The sequence below is a fragment of the Rhodomicrobium udaipurense JA643 genome, assembly GCF_000636015.1.
Classification (GTDB): Bacteria; Pseudomonadota; Alphaproteobacteria; order Rhizobiales; family Rhodomicrobiaceae; genus Rhodomicrobium; species Rhodomicrobium udaipurense.
Window position 1 is genome coordinate 1 of the sequence record NZ_JFZJ01000137.1, and the last position, 8,371, is coordinate 8,371.

The 8,371-nt window shown below is 61.3% G+C and carries 10 protein-coding genes; 3 read left to right on the forward strand and 7 right to left on the reverse strand.

What is annotated here, in order from left to right; genetic code table 11:
* Together T281_RS19985 and T281_RS19925 are read right to left on the reverse strand one after the other, a co-directional pair.
* On the reverse strand, positions 1 to 407 hold a 407-nt coding region (locus T281_RS19985; protein ID WP_037240971.1), incomplete at its 3' end, for a P-loop NTPase family protein.
* A 288-nt stretch (positions 408 to 695) separates the two neighbouring features.
* Positions 696 to 902, reverse strand: coding sequence for a helix-turn-helix domain-containing protein (locus tag T281_RS19925; RefSeq protein WP_081796830.1), 207 nt, complete (start codon positions 900 to 902; stop codon positions 696 to 698).
* Between the two features lie 719 nt (positions 903 to 1,621).
* Between T281_RS19925 and T281_RS19755 the strand changes: the two genes are divergently transcribed.
* Genes T281_RS19755 through T281_RS14755 form a run of 3 tightly spaced genes read left to right on the forward strand, consistent with a single transcriptional unit; the run spans position 1,622 to position 2,757 of the window.
* Positions 1,622 to 1,942: a DUF4258 domain-containing protein gene (locus T281_RS19755; protein ID WP_162173187.1), complete on the forward strand. Its 321-nt coding sequence runs from the start codon at positions 1,622 to 1,624 to the stop codon at positions 1,940 to 1,942.
* A 44-nt stretch (positions 1,943 to 1,986) separates the two neighbouring features.
* Positions 1,987 to 2,490, forward strand: coding sequence for a helix-turn-helix domain-containing protein (locus T281_RS14750; RefSeq protein ID WP_162173188.1), 504 nt, complete (start codon positions 1,987 to 1,989; stop codon positions 2,488 to 2,490).
* Positions 2,491 to 2,523: 33 nt separating this feature from the next.
* Complete coding sequence (locus T281_RS14755) at positions 2,524 to 2,757, forward strand: HigA family addiction module antitoxin (RefSeq protein WP_245269262.1); 234 nt, start codon at positions 2,524 to 2,526, stop codon at positions 2,755 to 2,757.
* A gap of 112 nt (positions 2,758 to 2,869) precedes the next feature.
* Here the strand turns inward: T281_RS14755 and T281_RS14760 are convergent, their stop codons facing one another.
* The 5 genes from T281_RS14760 to T281_RS14785 form a co-directional block, all read right to left on the reverse strand.
* Positions 2,870 to 3,463, reverse strand: coding sequence for a hypothetical protein (locus T281_RS14760; RefSeq protein ID WP_037240977.1), 594 nt, complete (start codon positions 3,461 to 3,463; stop codon positions 2,870 to 2,872).
* A 232-nt stretch (positions 3,464 to 3,695) separates the two neighbouring features.
* Complete coding sequence (locus T281_RS14765; protein WP_155955278.1) at positions 3,696 to 4,244, reverse strand: hypothetical protein; 549 nt, start codon at positions 4,242 to 4,244, stop codon at positions 3,696 to 3,698.
* Between the two features lie 461 nt (positions 4,245 to 4,705).
* Positions 4,706 to 5,878, reverse strand: a complete 1,173-nt coding sequence (locus tag T281_RS14775) for a tyrosine-type recombinase/integrase (protein ID WP_246741831.1) — start codon at positions 5,876 to 5,878, stop codon at positions 4,706 to 4,708.
* A 625-nt stretch (positions 5,879 to 6,503) separates the two neighbouring features.
* Positions 6,504 to 7,691, reverse strand: coding sequence for a BaiN/RdsA family NAD(P)/FAD-dependent oxidoreductase (locus T281_RS14780; RefSeq protein WP_037240982.1), 1,188 nt, complete (start codon positions 7,689 to 7,691; stop codon positions 6,504 to 6,506).
* A 91-nt stretch (positions 7,692 to 7,782) separates the two neighbouring features.
* Positions 7,783 to 8,371, reverse strand: a 589-nt coding sequence (locus T281_RS14785) for an L-lactate dehydrogenase (RefSeq protein WP_037240986.1), incomplete at its 5' end; no start/stop codon positions are given.

An 8,371-nucleotide genomic window follows, 5' to 3' on the forward strand; every position in this document is an offset into this window, starting at 1 on the left:
CGGCGCTTTTGGCGTGCGATGGATGGCGAGCACGGCGGCATCGGCATCACGCGCCAAGCCTTCGGATCGCCAGAACCGCCGTCCGCTCGATAGAGTAACCGCAACAGCGGTTCCAGAACGATTGCGGACGCGCGCCGGTCCCGAGCGGCATTCGCAAGAGCCATCAACTGCGGATGCAGCGGGCCGCGAAGCTCGAAATTGCCCCGCCACAAGAGGTTCATCTGCGCCCCGGCGTCTCTGTAACTCCACTCCCGATGGCAGCAGACCTCGTATAGCCGCTCAGACTGCATCTTGATGTCGCTGCCGCCATTCCAGACGATGACCGGCCCGGGCGCTACTACGTCATGGCCGGACGCCAGTCCGCGCCCCAAGGCAACGCTTGCAGCGGCCAGCATCGAAAGCGACATGCTGGCGCTCCATGGCAGCGCTACCGCTGTGACCGATCTACGTTCCAGGAAATCGCGGATCACCCACGAGCGGGGTTTCCAGTCGCGCGCTGGAGTTGCGTTGCCGAATAAGCCGAGTTCGGGGAACCTCTGAGCAGAGGGGCGATTTCCCCGATCGGTATATTTGCTCAGATGTGCGCATTTCTGCCCTTGAGCCAAAGGGTTAGGGCGGTTAACCATGGTCCTCGCCATGTGAGAGGCTACAAAAAACGAAAGCCCGCTGCTGGGATGGCAGCGGGCTTTTTCATGCTATTTCGACTGACGGGGGGCTCCCCTGCGCTGCGCAGCCCAGGCGTCCAGGTCCGCAACACGGTAAAAACAGCGGCGGCCCCGGCGCGAATAAACCGGTCCAAAGCCGCGGGGTCGCATGTGCTCCAAATGCCCTCGCGAAATGCCCAGGTAGTGTGCCGCTTCGCCGGTCGTATATTCGGCGTGCAGTTCTTGGTAGGTCCTCATCGCTCTCCCCCCGGCAGATGCAAGCCTGAGCCTGATATACAGTCGAAATGGATTGAGAGCAACCTTAACGCAAATGAAATGATCCGCGCAGACAAGCTATTCGGGTAATTTCAGTCTATTGCCGTAGAACAAGTTACAGTTCATCTCGTCTGTTTGTCTACACGACTGCTTCCCTTGTCGGATGTGGAATTTCGGAAATTTTCCTAGATCCAGTTATCCAGGTCCTGCGGATCGTAGACCACCCTCCGCCCAAGCTTGGCGAAGCGCGGGCCGTTGCTGCTCAGGCAACGGAGTTTCGTGAGGGTGGAGACGCTGACGCCTGAATACTCTGAGGCTTCTTTTGTCCCGAGCTTCCGGCGCGGGATACACCTTTGGTAATCATTTTTTCTCCTGATCAACGTGGAAGAAAGACCACACCATAAGGGAAGCGCCTAGGAAATGCAGGGATCAAGCGCATTGATGCCGGTGCGCAACTTTGCTCAAGCTGGATCGAACCGACATCGATAGAGATAGCCGTTCCAAAAGGCCCGCGGCGAGGCAAGCGTAGTCACGTGACGCTTGATGCGTCGTCTCGGACCCCGCCACGGTTGCGTTCAAATCAATTCGTTTGGACTATGGACACTTGCAGTGATATAATAAAGGATCACATGCGAGGGCCAACGCAACGGAAGTGTGCAATTTGTGTTGACGTGACATCAAGGCGGATGCAGCTTCCGGCCATGGCCAAGAAGCGAAGCCGTCAACGCACGTCCTACGAAGACGAAGGCTCACGCCTGAGGAAGCTTGCAAGCACTCCGGGTATATCCTTGGCGTTCTCGCGCCACGCAGAGGACGAGATGCGAAAAGACGGCATCGTGAAGCTCGACATCGCCAACATGTTGAAGCGATGCATGGTGACGAAAATCGAGGATTGCCGGGATGAAACGAGTTGGCGTGCCGAAGGCAAAGACAATGACGGGAGAAAGATCGCGGCCGAAGTCGTCGTTTACGAAGATCGAATTCGTATAAAAATCGTGACCGCTTGGGTCAATAGGAAGTAATGGAGACGGAAATGGCAAGGTGCAACGAGTGCAGGCAAGGCCTTTTGCAGAAGACGATCAAGCCCCAGCATGAGGAAGACTTGGGTGGCATTGTCGTGCGTTTGTTGAACTCGGTGCAGCTTTATAAATGCACGAAGTGTGACTGCGAGGAAGTCGTTATCCCAGACCTGGAAGGATTGGCGAAAGCAGTTGCGCTTGTGCGCGCCCTTATGCCGATGCGCCTGAGCGGGGGCGAATTGAAGTTCATCCGCAAAACCCTGGACATGACGCAAAAAGAGTTCGCGGAGAAAATGGACCTCGCGCCGGAAACCCTGTCCCGATGGGAAAACAACCACCCGGGCACCGGCGAGTACAGCGAAAAGTTGCTGAGGCACAATGTATGCGCGTTTCTGTACAAGGACGTTCTGGCGGTGGACTACGATCCGGCCATCATCGCGAACTTGCGCCTCGCTCCGAGGAAGGAGCCTTTTTCGCCGATTGAGATGCGGCTGGTGAAGGTCAAGGACAGGATGGAGCGGGTCGACGCTTGGGACCAGGCGGCGGCGTAGTTCCGCTCGATCGCGGGGATATAAAGGATTACCATGGTCGATGAGGCAAAGCAGGGGCTGCCGTTCCGGCCGCATCATCCGGGTGAGGTTCTTCGAGAAGACATCCTCCCTGCACTCGGCATGACCGTGAAGGAACTGGCGGAGCACCTAGGCGTAACTCGTCAAACGCTTTCCGGCCTGCTCCACGAGCGGCGCGCCGCGTCGGTGACATGGCGCAGCGCCTCGGGCAAGCGTTCAGGAACGGCGCTCGCTTCTGGGTCGCCTTGAGATGCAGCGCGACCTTTGGGAGGCCGATCAAAGCAAAAGCATTGCGATCAAACCGCTTCGATGGGAGAGGGATGCAGCGTAAAGCCACCCTTCCCGCTGGGCGGCGCAGTTCTCAATCGGCTATTTTTAACCCGTAGCGGCCCATTTCGCTGATTGCTCTGTCGAGCGTAGCTTTGAGGCTTCCGACGAAGCTGCAGAAGGCCTTGGCTTGCTCGGCGGTGAGGCCCATCTCTTCGGCCGTGCCATTGCTGGCGCGGTTCCAGGTTGAGCGCGGCACGCCGACGACGCCGGCGCCCTCCTTGTCGCTCACACCGATCTCGCGCAGTGCCTGCAGAATCGTCGCTGGCAAGACGCAGTTCGCCTCGCCGCTCCGGCGCCCGCGGCGTCGTGCGGGCTGCGAAAGTTCAGCAGATTGCTCTTCGATCGCATCGGCCGCAAGTGAAGCGACGGTTTCGGGAAGTGGGGCAACCGGGTGGCGCTGCAGTGGTTGCCCCGAGCAATTCACGATCATAATCAATTCTGCGATTGCCTCGCAAATCAGCTCCAAGGCTCCTAAATCGGCAATGTCTTCCGCGAGAAGCCTGGTAATATCCCCCGGCGCCACTCCGGCCTTCGCTGCCACCGCCAGTAGCGTCGGAGCGAGGCGCGCGCGCAGTTCGTCATCCCAGAGCGTAACATTGTCGGAACCGGACGGGCGCTGTCCCATCAGCGTCCCTTGTGTGTCCCAGCAGGTTCGTGCCACTCCGCGTAATTCCGCGCTGCAGGTGCTTCGGTCGTAGGCGCGCCGGAAAAGGGCTAGCTTTCCGCCAGCGTCGTCGAGCGGGGACGGTTGCGGCCGGAGTGACGGCGATTCTTGGGGCATTTACCCTCCTGGAAAGCGCTAATAGCAATAGTGCTAACAAGTGCTCGCTCTCCGAGTGGAGACAAGTGCCAAGTCTCTAGTATTGTGAAATATTGCTCAAACCTACCTCCACGCCGTGCACGCTCATTTCCGCGACCACCCGGTTAAGGCAATTCCGAAGGTCGAGCACGAAAGCCGCCATGGCCCGTGCTTCGTCGACAGTCAATCCAAGGTTTGCGGCCGTCCCGTTTGCAGCCCTGTTTATTGTCGAGCGCGGCACCCCGATTTTGCCGCACGCCGCCTTGTCGCTCACGCCGATCTTGCGGAGCGCCTGAAAGATGGACGCCGGCAACACATAGTCAACAGCGCGGCGCCGCCCCGCTTGCACACGGCGCCTAGCGCACGTCGGCTTCTCCGTGGCAGGCAGTTCGATCGTGCTTATGCCGAGAACGGCGAGCCGTTCTTCAGGTGAGCGCGACGCATCGCGCAAGGGTGCAAGCATTAGCCCCACGATGGCCCCGCAGACGGTCCAAAGATCGTCCGGGGCATCGCTCACGCCGCGCGCAAGTATTCCGGTCACTTGCTCGGCCGCAACGCCGGCGCGGGCCGCGACGGCCTGCAGCGCCGGAAGGAGAAGGGCTTTCAAGTCTTCGTCCCAGCGCGCCGCATCCGCGGCGTCGGAGGGGCGCTCGCCCGCCAAGAGGCGAAGTATTTCGCACTGCGTGGGCTTCTCTCAAAAGGTCCACGACAAGCGCGCCTTCGGCCCTCTGTGCCACGATGTCGAGGGCACGATAGGGCGCGACGGCGCGCGCGGCTTTTTCGGCCTTGACGGCTTCGAGAACGGCCGCCTTCCCGCCCGCGAGCCTCAAGAAGGAAAATGCCGGTTCGATGTTATGCGAAATCATGTTCATGGTGCCCACCTTTGAATGCCCAGAATGTGTGTGTTGATGTTTCGCGCGGGCGCGGGCGGGCATGCATCGCCGTTCGCGCGACCACTGAAACCGCACGCAAGTGAAACTCGATTGTGCTTTTTGCCTGCCAGAGCCGAGCGGTTAGGCCACCCGAAGCGGCACGACATTCGACGGGGTGGCCTTCTCGCTCATAAGCTTAGCCCACCTGGTCGCCCCAGGCCATGATGGCCCTGCGCCGCTCGTCTCTGTACTCGTGGCGCTGATAGACGCCCACGAGGCCGCCTTGCGCCCCTGAGACATGGTTCAACACGCGCTCGATGATATGCGGCTGAAAGCCGAGCGCGGCCATACCGGAAGCTGCCGTGCGCAGATCGTGCGTGCGCCATGGCTTGAACCTGTCGCCCAGCAGTTCGCGCATACGCCTGTCTATACGTTCCTTGGCCTTGGAGAAGCCAGAGACAGGCGTTGCCCCCGTGGTGGTGAACACGATGTCGTGGGAGCCTTCGGCGGCCCATGCCCGCGCCCTGACTACCCGGGCCGCCATCGCTTCGCCAAGCGGGTCGAGCAAGGCTACGGCGGACGGGTGCAAATCGACAAGGTGTTCCTTGCCGTTCTTACAGCGCTCTCTCGCGATGGTCCAAGACGCCGCGTCGAGGTCGAGTTCAGCCCAGCGCACTCCGGCCACTTCCTCGCGCCGCTGGGCCGTTAGCAACAGGAGCTTGAATATGTTCTCGAAGGGCCAACTCTGTTCGCTCGCGGCTTGCCAGAAGGCGCGCAGCTCGTCGTCGCTCAGCACGCGGTCGCGAGCGTCGGACGTTGCTGGGCCTCGCATGCCTTCCATGGGATTGGTTTCGACCATAGCGCGGTCGAGCGCCCAGGCGAGAATGGGCCGGATGTCGGCGAAGAGAAGGCGCGCGGCGGCCGTCGAGCGCCCCTCGACGGCATCGATCACCGCAGCGACATGCGCGCGGGTCACAAGCGCCAACGGACGCGAGCGAAGCGATTTCGTGTCCGGCGAACAGAGACGCGCCCGCTTTTCCTTCCAGTACCGCGTCGGTCTGGCGTGAACAGAAAGATAGCGCTCGACGGCATCGGCGAAGGTGAGGCCGGAGAGCTTTTCGCGCCGTTCCCTTCGATGCTCCGCAACATCGACGCCCCGCTTGATTTCCCCTTGCTGCTCCTTGGCAATGTCGCGCGCCTGTTGCGGCGTCAATGCGCCGTGCTTGCCAATCGTGAAGCGTCGGGTCGGCGTGCCGCGCCCTCCGACGCGGTATTGAACGAGATAGGTGCAGGCCCCACTTGGCGTCGCCTTCGCCCCAAAGCCCGCGATGGCGTCATCCCAAAGAAAGGAAGACCGTCGCCTGCTCAGGCTTGGCCTTTGCGATCAGCGCATCGATGCCCGTCTTTGTGATCTTGCCCTGCATCCGCTTTCCCTGACCCTGGCAATCACCAAATGGGCAATCGCGGGATACGCAGGGAAACACGCTACAATAATATGGTGTAAAAACAAGTTATTAAGGCGTTGCTTCGTCCATTGAGTGGAACGGTGTCTCATATTCCTAATCTGGGGGTCCCCCGTTCGAGCCGGGGCAGCGGTACCATTCAAATCAAGGGTCTAGCGCTCAAGCTTCCCGAAACATTCCTTCTCGGGGACAACAGAGCGGACGGCTGTGCAGATCCGTGGGTGGGAATAGCGGGTCGCGCCTCGGATCTTTGTGATTCATGTCGCTTGATGTCAAATTCGCCAGCGTATCCTCGTAGATCTTCTTGGCCTCTATCAGCCGCTCTTTTCAGGGTAGGTTTTCCATCCGCGTTCGCACAGCGTAAATATTTGGCGATCGGGTAGCCTATTTTGAGCCGCCAATGGCGCAATGTCTCTTGCGCGCTTTTATCGGGCCGGAGGCGGACACTGCTTCAGGACTCGATGGTGCTTGAGATTTCCAGGGGTTCCATGAAATGCGGGCGAATTCTCGCGGCCGCGCGCGGCGTATCGGTCACACCGCCTGTCCAGCACACCAACCGCTCGACCAGGCCCATTGGAAATTGTAGCCGCCGAGCCATCCGGTGACATCCACGGCCTCGCCAATCGCATAAAGCCCCTTCACCTCGCGCGACTCCATCGTCTTCGACGACAGATCCCGCGTGTCGATGCCGCCCACCGTCACCTCGGCTTTCGCGAATCCCTCGCTCTCTTGCGGCGTGAATCGCCAGCCCTTCAGATGCTCCGCCAGCGCCACGAGAATTCGGTCGGGGATATTGGCCATCTCGGCGGACGGAAGATGCGCGTCGGCCAAGGCCTGAGCGAGCCGCGCGGGCAGAACCTCCGCGAGCACGGCGCGTCCCGAAGCCCTCGGCCGCGTGCGTTTGCGCTCCTTCAGAAACCCGGCCGCATCAAGTCCCGGCAGAAGGTCGATGGCGATTGAAGCGCCTGGCCGCCAGTATGACGATATTTGCAGGATCGCCGGGCCGGACAGTCCACGGTGGGTGAAAAGGATGGCCTCGCGGAACGCGCGATCCCCGCAGGAAACGATCGCATCAAGGGAAACGCCCGCGAGAGATGCATCGAAACCGGGTGCATCCGCCTTCGCTTTGAACGGCACGAGTCCGGGGCGTGTCTCGGTGACGCGCAAGCCGAAACGCCGCGCCAGATCATGGCTGAAGCCGGTAGCGCCCATCTTGGGTATGGAAAGGCCGCCGGTCGCCAGCACCAGCGCAGGCGCGGTGAAAACGCCGGAGCTTATCTCAACGCGAAAGCCGTCCGGCTTCGAGACGCCGGAGATGTTTTGGCCGAAACGCAACGTTACCTCGCCGCGTTCGCACTCCTTCAGCAGCATGGCGACGATGGCTCGCGCGGAGCCATCGCAGAACAACTGCCCCAGGGTCTTCTCGTGATAGGCGATCCGGTGGCGCGCGACGAGGTCGATGAAATCCCATTGCGTGTAGCGGCGAAGCGCCGAGACGCAAAAATGCGGGTTGGTCGAAACGAAGCGGTCGGGCGCGATGCCGAGGTTCGTGAAGTTGCAGCGCCCGCCGCCCGAGATAAGGATCTTGGCGCCCGCCTTGTCCGTGCGTTCGAGCAACAGAACCCTGCGGCCACGCTGTCCGGCGGTGAGCGCGCACATCAACCCCGCCGCGCCCGCGCCGATAATGATGACGTCGAAATCTGTGGTGCTCTGGCGCATCCGTTCGTTCTACACGGCGGCGCGCCCTCGATGCACCAGCAATTTCGCGAAACGTCATCAGTGGGACGGGGAGGGCGTCTCCCCGCCTCCTTCAATGGACGAGCGAGTCGCGCGTGATCTCCGCAATGCTCCGAACGCCGGTCAGCGCCATGGCGACGCGCATTTCCTTCTCGAAGAGGTCGAGCAGGTTGGCGACGCCCGCCTCGCCCGCCGCCGCAAGCGCGTATGTATAGGCGCGGCCGATCATCGTGCAGTCCGCGCCGAGCGCAAGCATGCGCACCACATCGAGGCCGGAGCGGATGCCGGAGTCGGCGAGGATCTTGATGTCGCCCTTCACCGCGTCGGCGATGGCGGGCAGTGCGCGCGCCGACGACAGCACGCCGTCGAGTTGCCTGCCGCCGTGATTGGACACGATGATGCCATCGGCCCCAAAGCGGACCGCGTCGCGCGCGTCCTCCACGTCAAGGATGCCCTTGATGATCATCGGCCCTTTCCAGAACTCGCGGATCCATTCCAGATCCTTCCAGCTGATCGACGGATCGAAATTCGAGCCGAGCCAGCCGATATAGTCGCCGAGGCCGGTCGGCTTGCCGAGATAGGCGGAGATGTTGCCGAGATCGTGCGGGCGGCCGCGCAAGCCCACATCCCACGACCAACCGGGATGCGTGATGGCCTGGATC